19 protein-coding genes are annotated in these 17,780 nt (G+C 61.5%); 7 read left to right on the top strand and 12 right to left on the bottom strand.

Annotated elements, in window-relative coordinates; genetic code table 11:
• The first annotated feature begins 5 nt into the window (after positions 1–5).
• The 4 genes from thiS to V6943_RS02675 all read left to right on the top strand — a co-directional run bounded on the left by thiS (position 6) and on the right by V6943_RS02675 (position 3,348).
• The gene (gene thiS / locus V6943_RS02690) at positions 6–206 is read left to right on the top strand and encodes a sulfur carrier protein ThiS (protein ID WP_131649504.1); all 201 of its coding nucleotides are present in this window, start codon (positions 6–8) and stop codon (positions 204–206) included.
• 83 nt (positions 207–289) lie between these two features.
• Positions 290–1,084, top strand: a complete 795-nt coding sequence (locus tag V6943_RS02685) for a thiazole synthase (RefSeq protein WP_340552533.1) — start codon at positions 290–292, stop codon at positions 1,082–1,084.
• A gap of 100 nt (positions 1,085–1,184) precedes the next feature.
• The gene (gene trmB / locus V6943_RS02680) at positions 1,185–1,856 is read left to right on the top strand and encodes a tRNA (guanosine(46)-N7)-methyltransferase TrmB (protein WP_219232631.1); all 672 of its coding nucleotides are present in this window, start codon (positions 1,185–1,187) and stop codon (positions 1,854–1,856) included.
• 154 nt (positions 1,857–2,010) lie between these two features.
• Complete coding sequence (locus V6943_RS02675) at positions 2,011–3,348, top strand: DUF1329 domain-containing protein (RefSeq protein WP_181099514.1); 1,338 nt, start codon at positions 2,011–2,013, stop codon at positions 3,346–3,348.
• Between the two features lie 682 nt (positions 3,349–4,030).
• On the opposite strand, the gene V6943_RS02670 is transcribed toward V6943_RS02675, so the two are convergent.
• From V6943_RS02670 to V6943_RS02625, 10 genes are all read right to left on the bottom strand, one after another.
• Positions 4,031–4,354 carry a DUF3392 domain-containing protein gene (locus V6943_RS02670; protein ID WP_131649508.1) on the bottom strand — a complete coding sequence of 108 codons (324 nt, stop codon included), beginning with the start codon at positions 4,352–4,354 and terminating at the stop codon, positions 4,031–4,033.
• A gap of 9 nt (positions 4,355–4,363) precedes the next feature.
• Positions 4,364–5,575, bottom strand: coding sequence for a radical SAM family heme chaperone HemW (gene hemW, locus V6943_RS02665; protein ID WP_340552532.1), 1,212 nt, complete (start codon positions 5,573–5,575; stop codon positions 4,364–4,366).
• Complete coding sequence (gene rdgB / locus V6943_RS02660; protein WP_197444888.1) at positions 5,572–6,168, bottom strand: RdgB/HAM1 family non-canonical purine NTP pyrophosphatase; 597 nt, start codon at positions 6,166–6,168, stop codon at positions 5,572–5,574. The genes hemW and rdgB overlap by 4 nt, the downstream gene beginning before the upstream one ends.
• Complete coding sequence (locus V6943_RS02655) at positions 6,165–6,587, bottom strand: DUF4426 domain-containing protein (RefSeq protein ID WP_181099516.1); 423 nt, start codon at positions 6,585–6,587, stop codon at positions 6,165–6,167. The genes rdgB and V6943_RS02655 overlap by 4 nt, the downstream gene beginning before the upstream one ends.
• A 26-nt stretch (positions 6,588–6,613) precedes the next feature.
• Positions 6,614–7,213, bottom strand: coding sequence for a methionine biosynthesis protein MetW (gene metW / locus V6943_RS02650; protein WP_181099518.1), 600 nt, complete (start codon positions 7,211–7,213; stop codon positions 6,614–6,616).
• Between the two features lie 9 nt (positions 7,214–7,222).
• Positions 7,223–8,362 carry a homoserine O-succinyltransferase MetX gene (metX, locus tag V6943_RS02645; protein WP_197444889.1) on the bottom strand — a complete coding sequence of 380 codons (1,140 nt, stop codon included), beginning with the start codon at positions 8,360–8,362 and terminating at the stop codon, positions 7,223–7,225.
• 79 nt (positions 8,363–8,441) lie between these two features.
• Positions 8,442–10,403, bottom strand: a complete 1,962-nt coding sequence (locus tag V6943_RS02640; protein WP_340552531.1) for a dynamin-like GTPase family protein — start codon at positions 10,401–10,403, stop codon at positions 8,442–8,444.
• A 119-nt stretch (positions 10,404–10,522) separates the two neighbouring features.
• The gene (locus tag V6943_RS02635; protein WP_197444891.1) at positions 10,523–11,113 is read right to left on the bottom strand and encodes a YggT family protein; all 591 of its coding nucleotides are present in this window, start codon (positions 11,111–11,113) and stop codon (positions 10,523–10,525) included.
• A 9-nt stretch (positions 11,114–11,122) separates the two neighbouring features.
• The gene (gene proC / locus V6943_RS02630) at positions 11,123–11,950 is read right to left on the bottom strand and encodes a pyrroline-5-carboxylate reductase (protein ID WP_181099526.1); all 828 of its coding nucleotides are present in this window, start codon (positions 11,948–11,950) and stop codon (positions 11,123–11,125) included.
• 12 nt (positions 11,951–11,962) lie between these two features.
• Complete coding sequence (locus tag V6943_RS02625; protein ID WP_340552530.1) at positions 11,963–12,676, bottom strand: YggS family pyridoxal phosphate-dependent enzyme; 714 nt, start codon at positions 12,674–12,676, stop codon at positions 11,963–11,965.
• A 66-nt stretch (positions 12,677–12,742) separates the two neighbouring features.
• On the opposite strand from V6943_RS02625, the gene pilT reads away from it, so the two are divergent.
• Both pilT and V6943_RS02615 read left to right on the top strand, forming a co-directional pair.
• A complete protein-coding gene (gene pilT, locus V6943_RS02620; RefSeq protein ID WP_014851216.1) occupies positions 12,743–13,777 on the top strand; it encodes a type IV pilus twitching motility protein PilT in 1,035 nt (344 codons plus the stop codon).
• A gap of 86 nt (positions 13,778–13,863) precedes the next feature.
• Positions 13,864–15,009: a PilT/PilU family type 4a pilus ATPase gene (locus V6943_RS02615; RefSeq protein WP_340552529.1), complete on the top strand. Its 1,146-nt coding sequence runs from the start codon at positions 13,864–13,866 to the stop codon at positions 15,007–15,009.
• Between the two features lie 109 nt (positions 15,010–15,118).
• Here V6943_RS02615 and V6943_RS02610 read toward each other — a convergent pair whose 3' ends face one another.
• Together V6943_RS02610 and V6943_RS02605 are read right to left on the bottom strand one after the other, a co-directional pair.
• The gene (locus tag V6943_RS02610) at positions 15,119–15,970 is read right to left on the bottom strand and encodes a TIGR03915 family putative DNA repair protein (RefSeq protein WP_340552528.1); all 852 of its coding nucleotides are present in this window, start codon (positions 15,968–15,970) and stop codon (positions 15,119–15,121) included.
• Positions 15,970–17,181, bottom strand: coding sequence for a putative DNA modification/repair radical SAM protein (locus tag V6943_RS02605; RefSeq protein WP_340552527.1), 1,212 nt, complete (start codon positions 17,179–17,181; stop codon positions 15,970–15,972). Before V6943_RS02605 ends, V6943_RS02610 begins: the two co-directional genes overlap by 1 nt.
• Before the next feature lie 162 nt (positions 17,182–17,343).
• Between V6943_RS02605 and V6943_RS02600 the strand changes: the two genes are divergently transcribed.
• Entirely contained in the window at positions 17,344–17,742 is a 399-nt protein-coding gene (locus V6943_RS02600; RefSeq protein ID WP_131649520.1) for an NINE protein, read from the top strand.
• The last annotated feature ends 38 nt before the right edge of the window (positions 17,743–17,780 follow it).

Raw genomic sequence — 17,780 nt, 5'->3', positions numbered from 1 at the left:
TCACTATGCACATTCAGTTGAACGGCGAGCGCTACGAGCTCCCTGACGGTCAGTCGGTGGCCGATCTGCTGCAACGCCTGGAACTGACTGGGCGCCGGCTGGCGGTCGAGCTCAATCGAGACATCGTACCGCGCAGCCAGCATGCCGCAACTCTCTTGGTCGAAGGTGATCAGGTCGAAGTCGTGCATGCCATTGGTGGCGGCTGACGAGCCCGCCATATTGATATTCCCGGACGTCGCCCGTGCAGCGGCGTATTTTTCGCTTCATTACGTCTGAACAGGATGGTCCCATGAGCCCAGTTCCGCACGACAAACCCTTTACGCTCGCAGGCCGCACCTATCAGTCGCGCTTGCTGGTGGGCACCGGCAAATACAAGGATCTCGAAGAGACACGCGCCGCCATCGAGGCGTCCGGCGCCGAGATCGTCACCGTCGCGGTGCGCCGCACGAATATTGGCCAAAACCCGGACGAGCCCAATCTGCTCGACGTTATCTCGCCAGATCGCTACACCATCCTGCCGAACACCGCCGGCTGCTATGACGCCGACGAGGCAGTGCGTACCTGCCGCCTGGCCCGCGAACTGCTGGACGGCCACAAGCTAGTCAAGTTGGAAGTGCTGGCCGACCAGAAGACGCTGTTCCCCAACGTCATTGAAACCCTCAAGGCCGCCGAAGTGCTGGTCAAGGATGGTTTCGACGTCATGGTTTACACCAGCGACGATCCGATCATCGCGCGCCAGCTGGCCGAGATGGGCTGCATCGCGGTGATGCCATTGGCGGGGCTGATCGGCACTGGCCTGGGTATCTGCAACCCCTACAACCTGCGCATCATCCTCGAAGAGGCCAAGGTGCCGGTGCTGGTGGATGCCGGCGTCGGTACGGCGTCCGATGCGACCATCGCCATGGAGCTGGGCTGCGAGGCGGTGTTGATGAACAGCGCTATCGCCCATGCGCAGAATCCCGTGCTGATGGCTGAAGCCATGAAGTACGCGATCGACGCCGGGCGGCTGGCCTATCTCGCTGGACGCATGCCGAAGAAGCTCTATGCCAGCGCCTCTTCGCCTCTGGAAGGTCTGATCCGCTAATTCTCCCCGTATTCCGCCGCGCACTCGCCCGACTGCGCGGCTTCTCTCCGCAGGTTCGTTCATGAGTGACACTTCTACCCCGGCCGACGGCCAACGGCGCATGCGCACCATTAAAAGCTTCGTGATGCGTGCCGGTCGCATGACCGAAGGCCAGCAGCGCGGCCTGGACCAGGGCTGGCCGCAATTCGGTCTGGAGCTGGCCGATGGTCTACGCGATTTCGACCAGGTCTTCGGCCGACAGGCGCCACGCACGTTCGAAATCGGCTTCGGCATGGGCCATTCGACGCTCGAGATGGCTGCGGCGGCGCCTGAGCAGGATTTCATCGGGGTCGAGGTGCATTCGCCGGGTGTCGGCGCGCTATTAAACGGGCTTTTGTCACAAAACCTGAATAACGTGCGGGTCTACAGTTGCGATGCGCTGGAAGTGCTGCGTGAATGCGTGCCCGACGCGAGCCTGGACCGGGTTCTGCTGTTTTTCCCCGATCCCTGGCACAAGAGTCGTCACCACAAGCGGCGCATTGTCCAGCCGGCATTCGCCGAGCTGGTACGGCAGAAACTGAGGATCGGTGGCGTATTGCATATGGCAACCGATTGGCAAGCCTATGCCGAGCACATGCTCGAGGTCATGAGTATCGCGCCTGGCTATCGCAACCAGGCCGTAAACGAGCAATACGTCGAGCGCCCTCAAGAGCGCCCTACGACCAAGTTCGAGCGCCGCGGTGAGCGCCTGGGCCACGGCGTCTGGGATCTCAAGTTCGAGCGCATCGGCTGATCGCCAATACTAGAGTCGTATCAAACGGCCACGGAAGAACTGAAAAGAACGCAACGCCAGGAAGGCTCGATCTCCCCAACACCTAATGAGAGCCCTGTCTGCCGGCAGAGGCCGTTACATGCAGCGCACCCGTTGCGCGGCAAGGAGCAAAGCGATGTACAGAAAATTCGGAATTCTGCTGCTGGCGGCCTGTGCCAGCCAGGCCCAGGCCAAGGTGGACGAGGCTCAGGCCGCCCGCCTGGGTCAGGACCTTACCCCGCTGGGTGCCGAGCGCGCCGCCAATGCCGCCGGCACGATTCCGGCCTGGACCGGTGGAGTCCAGGCGCCCGACAGCTACTCCGTCGGGATGCACCATCCTGATCCCTATGCCGCTGATCCGGTGCTTTACCGGGTCGACAGCAGCAATGCCGCCGAATATGCCGCACTGTTGCCGGAAGGCCTCCGTGCGCTGGTCGAGCGGTATCCGGACTTTCATCTACGCGTGTTCCCGTCACGCCGCAGCGCCTCGGCGCCACAGCGTATCTATGACGAGACGCGTGCCAATGCCGTTTCTGCCGAGCTGATCGCCAACGGCAACGGCATCAAGGGCGCTGTATCTGGTATCCCCTTCCCGATACCGCAAGACGGTATGGAAGTGATCTGGAACCACGCCGTGCATTACAAGGGCGAACAAACCCACATGATCAATAACCAGGCCGTGGTGATCAACGGCCGGGCAAGTCTGATCAAGCGGGATCGGCACGTTTATTACGTCTACAACCGCGAGGGTATGGACCAGGCGCAGTTGGACAACACGCTGCTCTATTACAAATACCGGGTCACCGCGCCTGCGAAGCTCTCCGGCACCTCGCTGGTCGTGCAGGACCCGTTGGATCAGGTGCTGGCGATCCGCAAGGCCTGGCGTTACAGCCCGAGCGACCGCCGCGTACGGCGCCTGCCTTCGCTGGCCTACGACTCGCTGCAGCCGGACACGAGCGGCTTGGCTACCGCTGACGTGGTCGATTCCTTCAATGGCGCGCCGGATCGCTATGAGTGGAAGCTGGTCGGCAAGCGCGAGATGCTGGTGCCGTACAACAGCTACGCGGTTCACCAGCAAGGCATCCCTTACGATTCGATTGTCGGCGCGCGCACCCTGAACCCCGAGCTGCTGCGCTATGAACAGCATCGCGTATGGATCGTCGAAGCGACCCTGCGCAAGGGTTTCAGCCATCCGTATGACATGCGCCGGTTCTATGTCGATGAAGACAGCTGGCAGATTCTGGCGGTGGATCTGTTCGACGAAAATGCCGAGTTGATCGGGCTGCAGGAAAGTCATCCGATCAGCTACTACGAAGTGCCAATGTTCGCCAGCACGCTGGAGACGCTGTATCACTTCAAGGACGGTAACTACTTCGTAGACGGATTGGATAACAACGAGCCGATGTACGACTTCGACGTCAGGCTCAGCCCTCGGGACTTCTCGCCTGCGGCGTTGAGGAGAGGGGGTAATTAGTAAAAGAGCAGTTTTTTGACGGCGTTGGGCTTGTGTGGAGCCACAACGCTTTCCTCGGCGGGGGACTACAGGTTGCGCCTTGCACGGCGCGTCACTTTTTCTTGTTTGGCCAAGAAAAAGTAACCAAAAGAAGGCCACCCCTACATCCGGGTCTGGTCGCGTTGCGACCAGACTTCCCTCACTCCGGTGCCGCTCCGGAGGCACGTCACGAAGGGACGCCCCTGTCCCTTCGTTTCTCGCTCGGCGTCCATGTCTCGCGACCTCCTACGCAACGCCTGCGTTCGGCTTCCTGAAGGGGAAGAAATCCGAGTAGCCTGTAGGTTTTTGAAAACGCTTTGCTTTTCCTCTGCACGGTCTGCCAGGCAACACCAACCGCCCCTTTCAGCAGGGTGAGCGCCATCGTTGCGTAAGGGAGCGAGCCGCATGGATGCCGCGAGAGGCTTACAAGGGCCATGGATGGCCCTTGTAAGCCGGCCCCCTGAAGCGACGATGGAGCGAACGAACCCCGGCGTAGCCGGGGCCGGATGGAGGGGCAAGACCTTTTGGTTTCTTTTGGCGGGGCCGGCCATCCGGGCGATTGCCAAAAGAAACTCGCCCAGCAGGACGAAACCTATGTTTCAGGCAGCTGGATAAATCTGACGAAGCACCGTGCAGCAGGCCATGGAAGAGCCCGCAGCGCTTCCTAATTACGATCAGCCACCACCCCAATGATGAACAACACCAGAATCAACACCGGCGCCAGGGTGTAATTGTTGAATTGCGCCAACCCCTTGGCCAGCCAGGGGCTGAGATAAACGATGCCGAGCCCATAAACGACCGCGCAGAACACTACGAACGCCAACGTACGCAGGATGAAATTCAGCCCGCCTATGTTCTTCTGCACCCAGGCATTGAGCGCCGGCCCGAAGAGCACAAAAAGCGTAGCCATGATCGCCAAGGAAATATCGAACAGATGGCCGCGGCTCCAGCGCGAGAGGGTGGCGATTAGGTCGAGTACGAGATCCATCCAGGGTCCTTAGGTCAGAAAGAGTTGCAGCAGGTCGTTGAGAAACAGCTGGCCTTTGGGCGTTGCGACCAGCCGCTGCGGGTCGGCGGCCAGCAGGCCACGTGCTTCGGCTTCGCGGCGGGCATCGGCCAGTTGCCCCAGTGGCAAACCGGTGCGCTGAGTGAACAACAGCGCCGGCACGCCGTCGGTGAGGCGCAGCACATTCATCAGGAATTCGAAGGGCAATTCCTCGGCTTGTAGCTGCTTCTCACCGGCACGAAAGCGCTTGGTTGGGTCGAGATAGTCCTTGGGCAGGCGGGTTTTCCAGCTGCGCAGGATGCGTCCGTCGCCCCGGCTGATCTTGCCGTGGGCACCCGCGCCGAGGCCGAGGAAGTCGCCGAAGGTCCAGTAGTTGAGGTTGTGCCGCGCCTGGCGGCCGGGTTGGGCGTAGGCCGAGGTTTCGTACTGGGCGTAGCCCTGTTCGGCGAGCACCGCCTGGCCCGCTTCCTGGATGTCCCAGAGGGTATCGTCCTCGGGCAGTTGCGGCGGTTTGCTCCAGAACTCGGTGTTCGGCTCGACGGTGAGCTGGTACCAGGACAGGTGCGTCGGCTGCTGGGCGATGGCGGTGCGCAGGTCGCTCAGGGCATCTTCCAGACTCTGCTCGGGCAAGCCATGCATCAGGTCCAGGTTGAAGTTGTCGAAACCGGCGGCGCGCGCCATGTCTGCGGCACGGATGGCTTCGTCGCCATCGTGGATGCGACCCAGGGCCTTCAGCTTGGCGGGCTGGAAGCTCTGTACACCGATGGACAGGCGATTGATCCCGAGACGGCGGTAATCGCGAAACTTGGCCTGCTCGAAAGTACCCGGATTGGCTTCCAGAGTAATTTCGATGTCCTCGGCAAAGCCGACGCGACGCTCCAGCCCTTCCAGAATCCTGCCCAGCGCCTGGGCGGAAAACAGGCTGGGCGTGCCGCCGCCGAAAAAGATCGAGCCAAGCCGGCGGCCCTGGATCTGATCGAAATCCTCCTCGAGGTCGGCCAGCAGCGCCGAGACATATTCATCTTCCGGCAACTGCGGCCCGGCAGCGTGGGAGTTGAAGTCGCAGTACGGGCACTTGCGCACGCACCAGGGGATATGGACGTAGGCCGCCAAGGGCGGCAGCTCGAAGCCGGAAGCCCGAAGCTGGAAGTTATCCGTGCGTTGGCTTCCAGCTTCCAGCTTTGAGCTTCCAGCTCCGCTCATGCAATCCCCAGCCGCGCTTTGAGCAACGCCATGGCGCGGGCGCGGTGGCTGAGCTGGTTCTTGTCGGCGGGCGTCAGCTCGGCGCTGGAACAGCCGCGTTCGGGCACCCAGAACAACGGGTCGTAGCCGAAGCCCTGATCGCCACGCGCTTCATGGAGGATGCGGCCGTGCCAGAGGCCTTCGCAGATGATCGGCAGCGGGTCGTCGGCATGCCTGACCAGCGCCAAGGCACAGACGAACTGTGCGCCGCGCCCGGCATCGGGCACTTCTTTCAGGGCGTCCAGCAATTTTGCATTGTTCGCCGCATCGCCCTGGCCGCCGGCATAGCGCGCGGAGTAGATGCCGGGCGCGCCGCCGAGGTGATCGACCGCCAGCCCGGAATCGTCGGCCAGTGCCGGCAGGCCGGACACGCGCGCGGCGTTGCGCGCCTTGAGGATCGCGTTCTCGATGAATGACAGGCCGGTTTCTTCCGGTTCCACATCGCTGAATTCCCCTACCGAGCGCACGCGCACGGCGTCGCCCAGCATGGCCTGGAGTTCTTTGAGCTTGCCGGCATTGTGGCTGGCCAGCACCAGTTCTTTGAGGGGCATCATTCGTCAGGGAAGAATTCTTGGTTGAAGGTAAAGCTGACCGGATCGGCCCCCATGGGCTGCACGGTCAGGGCGAAGCGCAGCGTCTCGCGCGAGTCGAATGGGAACTGGGCCAGGTAGTAGATGGCTTCGTCACCTTCCTTGAGTTGCTTGAACGTCAGTGGCCGATCCTGGCCCAGGAGGTTCTTGACCGTACCGCTGACCAGCGCCACCGTCGGCTTGCCGGCCTTGAGCACCGAGATGTTGACCACACCTTGGGTTTTGCTGCGCACCAGGCCGGCCGCCGCCGCGATGTCCGGCTGCAGGAAGCCCGAGTTGAAGGCGATGTGATGGATGTCGTACTCGCCAAAGCTGTGCTTGCGCTCGGCCCAGGCCGGCATCGTCAGCAGCAGCGCCAGAAGGCCGATGAGGCTGCGTTTCATGGTGTTTCCTCCATCATTGAAGCGGGTCATCTGTTCGGTCCGGTGACGCGGTAGATACCAATCTCGCCGATCAGGTTCGGCCACAGACGGCTCGCCCAGCCATGCTTATGGTCGCGGTCGACTGCCAGGCGCTCAAGCACCCGCGCGCCGCGCTCCTGACACAGCCGCTCGAAATCCTCGAAGGTGCAGAAGTGGATGTTGGGCGTGTTGTACCAGGTGTACGGCAGGAACTCCGAGACCGGCATGCGGCCCTTGCTGGCCAGGTACCAGCGGCAGCGCCAGTGGCCGAAATTGGGGAAGGTGATGATGCATTCGCGACCCACGCGCAGCATTTCCTTCATCAGCAGGTCGGGGTAATGAACGGCTTGCAGGGCCTGGGTCATAACCACCATGTCGAAGCTGTCGCTGGCGAAGTTGCCCAGGCCTTTGTCGAGGTCCTGCTCGATGACGTTGACGCCTTTCTCGACGCAGGCGGCGATGTTGTCCGGGTCGATTTCCAGGCCATAGCCGCTGACCTGCTTGTGGTCGCGCAGCCAGGCCAGCAGGTCGCCGTTGCCGCAGCCAAGGTCGAGTACCCGGCTGCCGGCGGGAATCCAGTCTTGGATGATTTCCAGATCGGCGCGCATGTCGGTTCCTTATACGGCGATGCGGTTCATGTAACCGCGGAAGGCTTGCAGATAGCGTGGGATCGGAATCAGAAACGCGTCATGGCCTTGCGGGGCGTCGATTTCCAGGTAGCAGACGTTCTTGCGTGCCGCCATCAGGGCGTTGACGATTTCCTGCGAACGTTCCGGCGAGAAGCGCCAGTCGGTGGTGAAGGACATCACGCAGAAATCGGCCTGGGCGCCGGCCAGCGTCGTAGCCAGATCATCGTCATGCGCGGCGGCTGGGTCGAAGTAATCCAGCGCCTTGGTCATCAGCAGGTAGGTGTTGGCATCGAATCGGCCCGAGAATTCCTCGCCCTGGTAGCGCAGGTAGCTCTCGACCTGGAATTCCACACTGTTGAAATCGTAGTTGAGCTTTTCGCTCTTCAGTCCGCGGCCGAACTTGGTACCCATGGCGTCATCGGACAGGTAGGTGATGTGGCCTACCATGCGTGCCAGCATCAACCCACGCTTGGGAATCACGTTCTGTTCCTGAAAATGGCCGCCGTGAAACTCCGGGTCGGAGAGGATGGCCTGACGCGCCACTTCATTGAACGCGATGTTCTGTGCCGACAGCTTGGGTGCCGAGGCTATCGCCACGCAGTGACGAATCCGCTCGGGGTAGCTGATGCTCCACTGCAGCGCCTGCATGCCGCCGAGGCTGCCGCCAACCACAGCGGCCCATTGCTCGACGCCCAGCACATCGGCCAGGCGCGCCTGGCTGTTGACCCAGTCTTCCACGGTCACGACCGGGAAATCGGCGCCGTAGGGTTTGCCGCTCAGCGGATTGAGGCTGCTCGGCCCCGTCGAGCCGTTGCAACCGCCGAGGTTGTTCAGGCTGACGACGAAGAAGCGATTGGTGTCGATGGCCTTGCCGGGCCCGATGCATGAATCCCACCAGCCCGGCTTGCGATCGTCCATGCTGTGGTAGCCGGCGGCGTGGTGATGGCCGGAAAGGGCATGGCAGATCAGCACGGCATTGCTGCGCGCAGCGTTCAGTTCACCGTAGGTTTCGTAGATCAGTTGGTAATCGGCCAAGGTGCGGCCGCAAGCGAGCACCAGTGGTTCGGCGAAATGCGCGACCTGCGGGCTCACCAGACCAACGGAATCGGCTGGTATGTCAGTGGGCATCGAGCCTGGCTCTTGCGAAAAGAAGGCGGCAAAGTCTAAAGGTAAGCGCGCTTCAATTCATCCTCAATCGCAACGCCGCTCAACCCGGAATGGCGCTGGTCAGGCTGACGACCTTGCTCTGGCGTCTGATCGGCGCTGGGCGGCGCAGCAATCGCAACATCTCCGCGGCCTGGGCCAGTTGCTGCTCCAGCTCAAGGATGTAGCGTGCGAGCAGTCGACCGCGCTGGCTGGCCTGCTGGCCGTCCTGTGCCAGGCTCTTGAGGCGCAGCATGTGGGCTTCGAGCTGTTGCTTGTGTTCCAGCGAGTGTTGCATCAGCGGCATCAGGGCTTCGCCAGCCCAGTGTTCGGCCTCTTGGCGCAGGCGTTGGTGCAGGCCGATGACCTCCTGCACCAGCGTGGCAAAGAAGCGTCGCGTCAGGGTGCGCTGTTCGGTGAGCAGCGTCTTGAGTTGCAGGCGGAACTGATCGGCCTTGTTCTGCAAACCCTTCAGCTCCTGCTGATAAGGGGCCAGGCGGAACAGCGGCGCATCCAGACCATGCAGCGGGTTTGCCTCATTGTGGCGGCGATAGATCGCCGTCACCATTTTGTTCGCCAGCGCAGCTTCCTGCTCAAGGGCGCCCAGGTCCTGCTCTACCGAGCGGAAGAAATGCAGGATGCTGAGATTGATGCCGAGCGTGGTCAGGCTGCCAGTGAGGCTGCGGCGCAGGCGTGTCAGGTGCTCTTCCAGGCGCTCGGCACGCACGGTGCCGCGTAACAAATCGCCCTGACGTTGCAGCAAGTGCTGGTTGGTCTTCAGCTGGAGCAGGCGTTTGTGGTGCTGGTTATGATCGTGACGGGTACGGGCGGTGAGCTCTAAGAGGAGCTGGCCGTTATCCTGACGATGATTGTCGAGTAACTCGCCCTGTTCGCGGACCTTGGCCAGGCGCTGGGTAAGGATCTGCTGGCTGTTGTGCAGCAGGGCGAGCACCTGGCGGACCACTTGCTGCTCCAGCAGGTGCTCCTTCTGCGCGAGGATGCGTTCGCAGAGTAAGTGCTCCAGCGTCGCTAGCCGGCTGCGCTCCAGCAATGCCTGGTCGTCGCGGATCTTGGCCAGCAGCGCTTGCTTGGCCGAGAGTGGTAACACGTCTTCAACAGCGATACCCAGTTGCTGGGCGGTGCTGATCTGCATCTGCCGAATCGCATCCTCGACGAAGGAGCTGCCGGATACGTCGTCCCAGAGGACGTCGATTTTGTTGAGCACGGCGAACAGGCGATTACGCTTGCTGTCATCGAGCTGACTGATGTGCTGCTGCCAGATACCCATATCGCTGGCGGTGACGCCTGCGTCGGCCGACAGCAGAAAGATCACCGCCTGCGCATTCGGCAGCATTGACAGGGTGAGTTCTGGCTCGCTGCCCAGGGCATTGAGGCCAGGCGTATCGAGAATGCGCAAACCTTGGCGCAACAGAGGATGGTCGAAGTTGACCATGGCGTGCCGCCAGGCCGGCACCATCACTTCGCCGGCAACCTCCGAATCCTCCAGTGAGGCGGGATGGAAGCCGAGCTGAATGGCATGCTCGACGGGCATCGATTTGGTCGAGGCGACCTGGCTGAACGCTTCCACCATGGCGTCCGGGTCGTCCGGATTCAGTGCAATGCTTTGCCAGAAGCGCGGCGTACGCTTGAGCTGGGCGATGCTGTTGTCGTCCAGGCGCGACTCGATCGGCAGCAGACGGATATAGGACCCCTCCGCGCGTGGATCGAAGAACAACTCGGTCGGGCACATGGTGGTACGGCCGGCGCGCGAAGGCAGGATGCGCTGGCCGTATCCCGAGAAAAACAGGCTGTTGATCAGCTCGGTCTTGCCGCGAGAGAACTCCCCGACGAAGGCCAGGGTGATGTGGTCGGTCCGCAGCAGCTTCAGCGCACGCTCCAATCTGGAGTCGACCGCCTCCGAGGTGAGGCGGTTGTGAGCCAGCCAACTGCGGTAGCGAGTGATCTCGCGGACCAGATCGCGCTTCCAGTTGACGTAAGCATCCACCTGTCGGTCGAGTCGTTCCATGATCGTCGTGCTTCCAGAAAGGCGTGATCGGGCGATTATCCCCGCAGGCCGGTACAGGTCAATCGAGCCGCTGTGAACTGACGCTCAAAGGCCGTATGAGGCGATTGAGCGGTTGCGCCTCAGATCAGCGAGCGGAGGATGTTGGGCATATGCGTCATCATCGCCAGGTTGTTGATTACCAGCATGTCGATCAGCTTGATCGCGAGAAACGCGAAAATCGGCGAAATATCCAAGCCGCCAAGGTTGGGCAGCAGGCGGCGGAAGGGGGCGAGCGCCGGTTCGACGATCTGGCTGACCAGTTGCGCGCCGGGGTTGTGGCTGCCGGGCGCTACCCAGGACAGGATCACGCTGATGATCAAGGCGTAGAAGAAGATGTTGAGGAACAGCCCGGTGACGCCAATGATCGCCCAGACCAGCAGCTGCAGCGGGTTACCGATGGTGCCGTAGGCCAGCATCAGGATTGCGGCCATCAGCAGCACTTGAACCACGATGGCCAACACCAGTGAGGATAGGTCGAGCCCGCCGACGCTGGGGATCACCCGGCGCAACGGCTTCAGCAGCGGGTGCGTGGCGCGCACGATGAACTGGCTCAGCGGATTGTAGAAATCAGCCCGGACCAACTGCAGGATGAAGCGCAACAGAACGATCAGCAGGTAGAGGCTGCCGAGCGTCTGGACGATCAGGATCAGGGCTTGCGAGAGTTGTGACATGAAGGTTCCTTATTTGCCCAATTGTTCAGCGAGCTCGGCTGAGCGTCGTGCGGCTGCGTTCATCGCCTGTTGTACCAGGGCCTCGAAGCCGCTCGTTTGAAATGCTTTGATCGCCGCTTCGGTAGTTCCGTTCGGTGAGGTGACCCGGCGACGCAATTCGGCGGCTTCTACATCGCTTTCGCAGGCCATTCGCGCGGCGCCCAGCGCGGTGTGCAGGGTCAGCTGAGCCGCAGTGGCGCGAGGTAGGCCCATCTGTTCACCAGCGGCGGTCATGGCTTCGATCAGCAAAAAGAAATAGGCCGGGCCGCTGCCCGAAACCGCGGTCACGGCGTCGATCAGTTCTTCCTTGTCCAGCCAGAGCGCCAGACCCACTGCCGACAGCAAATGCTCGGCCTGCTGCCGTTGTGCATCGCTGACCTGAGCGTTGGCATAAAGACCGCTAACGCCCTGACGCAGCAGCGACGGAGTATTCGGCATGCAGCGCACGATTGCCCGTGGCGTTTGCTCGCCGAGCCAAGTTTGCAGGCTTGCGCAGTTGATGCCGGCGGCGATCGATACGATCAGCTGGTTCGGTTGCAGGTGCGCGGCCAGGTCACGACAGACAGCCTGCATCACCTGCGGCTTGACCGCGAGCACGACGACATCGGTTCCAGTCAGCGCCTGGCCGTTGTCGGCGAAGGCCTCGACGCCATGGGTCGCTGCCAGCTCGTCACGTTTGTCGGTGCCAGGGTCGCTGGCGCAAATGGATGCGGCTGGAATGCCCTGGGCACGCAGCCCGCCGATCAGGCTGGCGGCCATGTTGCCGGCGCCGATGAAGGCGATACGGGGGGTGCTCATACGGGGTTTCCTTTATTCATGCGAAGGGGCGTTCGTCGCTGTCTGCGAAGGATAAGCGCGGGCGCCGAACAAAGCGGTACCGATGCGGACCCAGGTGGCGCCCTCGGTAATGGCGGCCTCCAGGTCCTGGCTCATGCCCATTGAGAGGGTGTCGAGATCGAGGCCGAGCTCGTGCTGCAGCTGACGCAGGCGGGCGAACACGGCGCGCTGCTCGGTTGGGTCATCGGTCGGTTCGGGGATCGTCATCAGCCCCCGCAAACGCAGGCGAGGCAGGACGGCAATGGCGTGGGCCAGCTCTGACACGTCCTGCGGTTCGCAGCCGGACTTGCTGGCTTCGCCGCTGACGTTGACTTGCAGGCAGATGTTCAGGGGCGGCAGCGACTCGGGGCGCTGATCGGAGAGACGCTGCGCGATTTTCAGGCGATCCACCGAGTGGACCCAGTCGAAGCGCTCGGCGATCTGCTTGGTCTTGTTCGATTGGATCGGCCCGATGAAGTGCCAGGTGAGAGGAAGCTCGGCAAGCTCGGTCTGTTTCTGCAAGGCTTCCTGAAGATAATTCTCACCAAAATCGTGCAGCCCGGCGTCGCTGGCCTGGCGGATGGCCTCGGCCGATTGCGTCTTGCTCACCGCCAGCAGACGCACCTCGTCGGGATCGCGCGCTACAGCTTGCGCCGCCTCACGGATGCGCGCTGCGACCTTTGCAATATTGTTCGCTATCGTGGACATTACCTGCGCCTGCCACCTTAGGGTCTGCGCGGCATTCTACCTGCTTGCTTGTAATTGGGGAGTCCCATGGATATCACAGAGCTGCTGGCCTTCAGTGCCAAGCAGGGTGCGTCGGATTTGCACCTTTCGTCCGGCTTGCCGCCGATGATCCGCGTTGATGGCGATGTCCGTCGGATCAACCTGCCCGCGATGGACCACAAGCAGGTACATGCGCTGATCTACGACATCATGAACGACAAGCAGCGCAAGGATTTCGAAGAGTTCCTCGAGACCGACTTCTCGTTCGAAGTGCCAGGCGTGGCACGCTTCCGGGTCAACGCCTTCAACCAGAACCGCGGCGCCGGCGCGGTGTTCCGGACCATTCCCTCCAAGGTGCTAACCATGGAGGACCTGGGGATGGGCGAGGTCTTTCGCAAGATCACCGATGTGCCGCGCGGACTGGTGCTGGTCACCGGGCCGACCGGTTCGGGTAAGTCCACTACCCTGGCGGCGATGCTCGATTACCTGAACAACACCAAGTATCACCACATCCTCACCATCGAGGATCCGATCGAATTCGTTCACGAGTCGAAGAAGTGCCTGGTCAACCAGCGTGAGGTGCATCGCGACACCCTGGGCTTCTCCGAAGCACTGCGTTCGGCACTGCGAGAAGACCCGGACATCATCCTGGTGGGTGAAATGCGTGACCTGGAGACCATCCGGCTGGCGCTGACCGCTGCGGAAACCGGCCACTTGGTGTTCGGCACCCTGCACACTACCTCGGCGGCCAAGACCATCGACCGCGTGGTCGACGTATTCCCGGCGGAAGAGAAGTCGATGGTCCGCTCGATGCTTTCGGAGTCGCTGCAGGCGGTGATTTCCCAGACGCTGCTGAAGAAGGTCGGTGGCGGCCGGGTGGCGGCCCACGAAATCATGATCGGTACTCCGGCGATCCGGAACCTGATCCGCGAGGACAAGGTGGCGCAGATGTATTCCTCGATCCAGACCGGCGGTTCGCTGGGTATGCAGACGCTCGACTCCTGCCTCAAGGGGCTGCTGGCAAAAGGGCTGATCTCGCGCGACAGCGCCAAGGAAAAGGCCAAGCAGCCGGAAAACTTCTAATCTTTCATAGGCGGTTCGTTCGGCCATAAACGCCGGCCTGCCGATTTGCTTCAATGCGGTTTCGCCCGACGAATACGAGAACGACAATGGAATTCGAGAAACTGTTGCGCCTGATGGTGGAAAAGGGCGGCTCCGATCTGTTCATTACCGCTGGTGTGCCACCTTCGATGAAGGTCAACGGCAAGATCATGCCGGTGAACAAAACGCCGATGTCGCCAGAGATGACTCGCGAAACCGTGCATGCGGTCATGAACGAGCAGCAGCGCCGCGAGTTCGCCGAAAACCACGAATGCAACTTCGCCATCAGTGCGCGGGGCATCGGTCGTTTCCGCGTCAGTGCCTTCTATCAGCGCAACCTGGCGGGGATGGTGCTGCGCCGCATCGAAACGAATATCCCGACGCTCGAAGATCTGAAGCTGCCGGAGGTATTGAAGAAGCTGGCCATGACCAAGCGCGGCCTGGTGCTCTTCGTCGGCGCCACCGGCACCGGCAAGTCCACCTCACTGGCTGCGATGATCGGCTACCGCAACAAGAACTCCAGCGGCCACATCATTTCCATCGAAGATCCCATCGAGTTTATTCATCAGCATCAGAGCTGCATCGTTACCCAGCGTGAAGTAGGGATCGATACCGATTCCTTCGACGTGGCATTGAAGAACACTCTGCGCCAGGCGCCGGATGTGATCCTCATCGGTGAGGTGCGGACCCGCGAGACCATGGATTATGCGGTCGCCTTCGCCGAAACCGGCCACCTCTGCCTGGCGACGCTGCATGCCAACAACGCCAACCAGGCGTTGGACCGGATCATCAACTTCTTTCCCGCCGACCGGCAGCAGCAGGTCTGGATGGACCTGTCGCTGAACCTCAAGGCTATCGTCGCCCAGCAACTGATCCCGACGCCTGACGGCAAGGGCCGCCGCGCGGTCATCGAAGTGCTGATCAACACGCCGCTGGCCGCCGATCTGATCCGTAAGGGCGAGGTGCACGAACTCAAGTCGTTGATGAAGCGTTCCACCGATCTGGGCATGCAAACCTTTGACCAGGCGCTCTACAACCTTTATGTACAGGGCGAAATCACCTACGAAGACGCCCTGCTGCACGCCGACTCGTCCAACGACCTGCGCCTGATGATCAAGCTGGGCTCGGAAACCGATGGTGAACACCTGAGCAGCGTCTCCCAGGGGCTGACGTTGGAGGTCAGCAATGACGATCCGGGACGCAGCTTCCGCTAAAAAAATCGTTGCAAAAACGTAAGCGAGGCAGGCAAGACGAGGCAAAAACAGCCGAAGACGCGAAGTGGTCTAAATGAGCAGTCTGGCTGGGCTCACAACCGAGGCTGTTTTAACGATGTATTGGCAACGCAGCTAGTTTTTGCGGGCCGATACGCTTGCCCGGCTGGTTGGCGACGCGTTCTGCCTGGCCGTCACATTGGGCGCCAGCTCGGGCGCGGCTCATCAGTCGCGGAATCAGCGGCCCCTCCGGCAGGTTCTTCCAGAAGCGCACCGGCAAGTTGCTTCGCATCACCTCTCGATTGAGTCGAGCCGGGTTGAAGGTGCTTTCGTAATATGCCTTCCATAACTCGGCGCCGGCATCTGGTGCGTCTTGCGCCAGCTGTCGCCAGATGGGCGGGCAGGGGTTGGCGTAGTGCATGTTCTGGCCATCCCATAGCACCGCGTCATCCGGCGTCGCGATCAGCCATGAATGCAGGCCCATGCGCTCGGCGAAGTGTGGTGCCGCACTGAGCAGGATGTCGTGTGCGGGTTCGAACCAGGCCACATAGTCTGGAGCGCGTTCCCTATTCAGAGGGCTGAAGCGGAGAAAGGCGTGCATATGGTGAGCTTCGCGGCGTACCGCCTTGATCCGCGCATGCAGTTCGCTGCCATCGACATCGCCGGCGAGCCTGGCTATCTGATCGCCCTTGGCGACCCGCCAGAGAATGCGATACAGCAGGCTCCAGCGGTCGGCGCTGCGAAATTGCGCTGCGCTTTCCAATTCGTCCAACAGCTGCCGCGAAATACGGATGGGCAGTGACGGCTCGGTCGGCTCGGGGGAAGCGTCGCAAAATTCGAACAGACTGCCTGGGGCGTCGCCGCTCAACCATTCAGCCTCATGAGGCGCTACGCCCGAGCCAAGCAGGGCGCGGGCAGCGGCGCGCCAGCCATCGAAGCTGCCGTCGAAACGCACCTGGCGCATCACCACAGCGCCATCTGCTGGGGACCTTCGCTGAACTGCTGGCGCAAGGCTGCGGACTCGCGGTACGCCAGCGGCGGCCGGTAGTCCTGAGTGATGACGAAGGGTTTGGCCTTTTCCAGCGAGCAGCGCAGCCGCGTCAGATCTTCGAACCGGATGCGTTTTTGCCGTCGCAGGGCGACCAGACGTTTGGCGCTGAATATTCCGATACCGGGGATACGTGCGATCAGCGACGGCTCGGCGCGGTTCAGATCGACAGGAAAGTGCTCGCGGTTGGACAGCGCCCACGCGAGCTTGGGGTCGATGTCCAGCGGCAGATTGCCTGGGCCAGCGAGTAGCTCGCCGGCCCGGAAGCCATAACCGCGCATGAGAAAGTCGGCCTGATACAGTCGATGTTCGCGCAGTAGCGGCGGCGCTTCGAACGGCACGGTCTTGGGGCTGTGCGGAATCGGACTGAATGCCGAGTAATAGACGCGCCGCAGGCGGAAGTCGCCATATAGCGACTGAGCCGTGTGGAGAATCGTGCTGTCGTCGGTGGCGTCGGCGCCGACGATCATCTGCGTGCTTTGCCCGGCCGGGGCGAAGCGCGGTGCGCGCTTTTCTGCTTGCGCTTCGGTCTCGCCCTGATGGATCGAATGCATGGCCTGTTTGATCGTCACTACCTGCTTTTCCGGCGCCAGACGGATCAAGCTGCTTTCGGTAGGCAGCTCGATATTGACGCTGAGCCGGTCGGCGTAGCGGCCAGCCTCGGCGATCAGCAGCGGATCGGCATCCGGGATGGTTTTCAAATGGATGTAGCCGCGAAACTCGTGCTCCTCGCGTAGCAGTTTAGCCACGCGGTTCAGCTGCTCCATGGTGTAGTCGGCCGAGCGAATGATTCCGGAGCTGAGAAACAGACCGCTGATGCAGTTGCGCCGGTAGAAATCGAGCGTCAGCGTCACTACCTCTTCTGGCGTGAAACGCGCACGTGGTACGTCACTGGAGCGCCGATTTACGCAGTACTGGCAGTCGTACAGACAGAAATTGGTCAGTAGGATCTTCAGCAAGGCTACGCAGCGGCCATCGGGGGTGAAGCTGTGACAGATGCCCATGCCATCGGTGGCGCCAAGCCCGCTGCGGCCTTTCGAGCTGCGTTTTGGCGCGCCGCTGCTGGCACATGACACGTCGTATTTCGCGGCGTCAGCCAGAACGCTGAGTTTGTCGATCAATTGCATGATAAGAAGCGTCGATATACTGTTCGTGCATACAGTATCACGACCGCTTCATCCGGCAACCTCCGCTCGGCAGAAGGTTCGAGTGCAGCGAATCGGATAAGCTCGACATGCAATGCCAACGCAGGTGCTTCAACGGCCTGCTAAACAGACAGCGAGGCTCAGATGCGGCAGAACACTCATAGCACCCTGATCGGCTATCTCCTGTGGATATTCGGTTTTCTCGGTTCCCACCGCTTCTATTACGGCAAGCCGGTCACCGGAACCATCTGGTTCTTCACGCTCGGCCTGTTCTTCATCGGCTGGATCATCGACCTGTTCCTGATTCCCTCGATGGACCGCGAGGCCGACATGCGCTTTCAGCCGGGACCGATCGATTACACGATTGCCTGGATCCTGCTGACCTTTCTCGGCGTATTCGGCGTGCACCGGATGTATCAGGGCAAATGGATCACAGGGATCATCTACCTGTGCACGGGCGGATTGTTCTTCCTCGGCGTGCTCTACGATTTCTGGACGCTGAATGATCAGGTCTCGGTGCGTAACGTAGAAAAGAATCGATAAGCGCACCGGAGGCTGGACAAAAAAGTCGAGCCTCCGAT

It is taken from the genome of Pseudomonas sp. CBC3, assembly GCF_037967085.1.
In the GTDB taxonomy this organism is placed as follows: Bacteria; Pseudomonadota; Gammaproteobacteria; order Pseudomonadales; family Pseudomonadaceae; genus Stutzerimonas.
The sequence above is the reverse complement of the archived record's forward strand: the minus strand, read 5'-3'. Positions and strand labels throughout refer to the sequence as shown.

What these genes read in the sequence shown, in the direction of transcription:
- thiS (WP_131649504.1), top strand. Translation starts at nt 6, where the DNA reads ATGCACATTCAGTTGAACGGCGAGCGCTACGAGCTCCCTGACGGTCAG.
- V6943_RS02685 (WP_340552533.1), top strand. Translation starts at nt 290, where the DNA reads ATGAGCCCAGTTCCGCACGACAAACCCTTTACGCTCGCAGGCCGCACC.
- trmB (WP_219232631.1), top strand. Translation starts at nt 1,185, where the DNA reads ATGCGCACCATTAAAAGCTTCGTGATGCGTGCCGGTCGCATGACCGAA.
- V6943_RS02675 (WP_181099514.1), top strand. Translation starts at nt 2,011, where the DNA reads ATGTACAGAAAATTCGGAATTCTGCTGCTGGCGGCCTGTGCCAGCCAG.
- V6943_RS02670 (WP_131649508.1), bottom strand. Translation starts at nt 4,354, where the DNA reads ATGGATCTCGTACTCGACCTAATCGCCACCCTCTCGCGCTGGAGCCGC.
- hemW (WP_340552532.1), bottom strand. Translation starts at nt 5,575, where the DNA reads ATGAGCGGAGCTGGAAGCTCAAAGCTGGAAGCTGGAAGCCAACGCACG.
- rdgB (WP_197444888.1), bottom strand. Translation starts at nt 6,168, where the DNA reads ATGATGCCCCTCAAAGAACTGGTGCTGGCCAGCCACAATGCCGGCAAG.
- V6943_RS02655 (WP_181099516.1), bottom strand. Translation starts at nt 6,587, where the DNA reads ATGAAACGCAGCCTCATCGGCCTTCTGGCGCTGCTGCTGACGATGCCG.
- metW (WP_181099518.1), bottom strand. Translation starts at nt 7,213, where the DNA reads ATGCGCGCCGATCTGGAAATCATCCAAGACTGGATTCCCGCCGGCAGC.
- metX (WP_197444889.1), bottom strand. Translation starts at nt 8,362, where the DNA reads ATGCCCACTGACATACCAGCCGATTCCGTTGGTCTGGTGAGCCCGCAG.
- V6943_RS02640 (WP_340552531.1), bottom strand. Translation starts at nt 10,403, where the DNA reads ATGGAACGACTCGACCGACAGGTGGATGCTTACGTCAACTGGAAGCGC.
- V6943_RS02635 (WP_197444891.1), bottom strand. Translation starts at nt 11,113, where the DNA reads ATGTCACAACTCTCGCAAGCCCTGATCCTGATCGTCCAGACGCTCGGC.
- proC (WP_181099526.1), bottom strand. Translation starts at nt 11,950, where the DNA reads ATGAGCACCCCCCGTATCGCCTTCATCGGCGCCGGCAACATGGCCGCC.
- V6943_RS02625 (WP_340552530.1), bottom strand. Translation starts at nt 12,676, where the DNA reads ATGTCCACGATAGCGAACAATATTGCAAAGGTCGCAGCGCGCATCCGT.
- pilT (WP_014851216.1), top strand. Translation starts at nt 12,743, where the DNA reads ATGGATATCACAGAGCTGCTGGCCTTCAGTGCCAAGCAGGGTGCGTCG.
- V6943_RS02615 (WP_340552529.1), top strand. Translation starts at nt 13,864, where the DNA reads ATGGAATTCGAGAAACTGTTGCGCCTGATGGTGGAAAAGGGCGGCTCC.
- V6943_RS02610 (WP_340552528.1), bottom strand. Translation starts at nt 15,970, where the DNA reads ATGCGCCAGGTGCGTTTCGACGGCAGCTTCGATGGCTGGCGCGCCGCT.
- V6943_RS02605 (WP_340552527.1), bottom strand. Translation starts at nt 17,181, where the DNA reads ATGCAATTGATCGACAAACTCAGCGTTCTGGCTGACGCCGCGAAATAC.
- V6943_RS02600 (WP_131649520.1), top strand. Translation starts at nt 17,344, where the DNA reads ATGCGGCAGAACACTCATAGCACCCTGATCGGCTATCTCCTGTGGATA.